This window comes from Ignatzschineria sp. PL_is040, assembly GCF_055813795.1.
Window position 1 is genome coordinate 1 of record NZ_JBVPGU010000030.1, and the last position, 915, is coordinate 915.

At 44.8% G+C, this 915-nt stretch carries 1 protein-coding gene; it reads right to left on the minus strand.

The features are described 5' to 3' along the window. A partial coding sequence (locus AC0SAP_RS10320) for a tandem-95 repeat protein (RefSeq protein WP_473384103.1) occupies positions 1 to 915 on the minus strand: 915 nt, incomplete at both ends.

The following is a 915-nucleotide window of genomic DNA, read 5'->3' on the forward strand; positions in this document are numbered from 1 at the left end:
TTGTTCAGAAACCACATAAGTTAACTCATCACCATCTACATCCTTCCCGGTGACTTTTCCTGTTTCTGGTTGATCTTCTTTCGTAATGATCGCTGGTGCTTCAGCAGTCGGCGCATCATTTACCGGCGTAACATAGACCGGTACAGTGATTTCCACTGTTCCGCCATTACCATCAGATACAACCACGGTAAACTCATCATCCCCATTGAAATCTGGGTTCGGTGTATACGTGTATTTACCGGTTTTTTCATCAATCGTTACCGTACCATTTTTCGGTTGTTCAGAAACCACATAGATTAACTCATCACCATCTACATCGTTCCCGGTGACTTTACCCATTGCCGGTGTATCTTCATTTGTCGTTAACTTCGGTGCTTCTGCCGTTGGCGCATCATTCACCGGCATGACTGTTACAGGAATCGTAACGGTCACTTCACCGCCATTGCCATCAGATACCACTACTGTAAATTCATCATTACCGTTGTAATCTTTTTTCGGCGTATAAGTGTATTCACCGGTTTTTTCATCAATCGTCACCGTACCATTTTTCGGTTGTTCAGAAACCACATAAGTTAACTCATCACCATCTACATCCTTCCCGGTGACTTTTCCTGTTTCTGGTTGATCTTCTTTCGTAATGATCGCTGGTGCTTCTGCCGTTGGGGCATCATTCACCGGTGTGACTGTTACAGGAACCGTCACCGTGACTTTACCACCATTGCCATCTGAAACAACGACTGTGAACTCATCTTCACCGTGATAGTCTTTGCTTGGCGTGTAAGTATAGTTACCGTCACCATCAACCGTCACAGTACCATGCGCTGGTTTATCACCTAATGCATAAGTCAGATCATCACCATCCACATCAGTGACACCCGTAATAGTGCCTTTCTTCGGCGTATCTTCTTTCGTAAC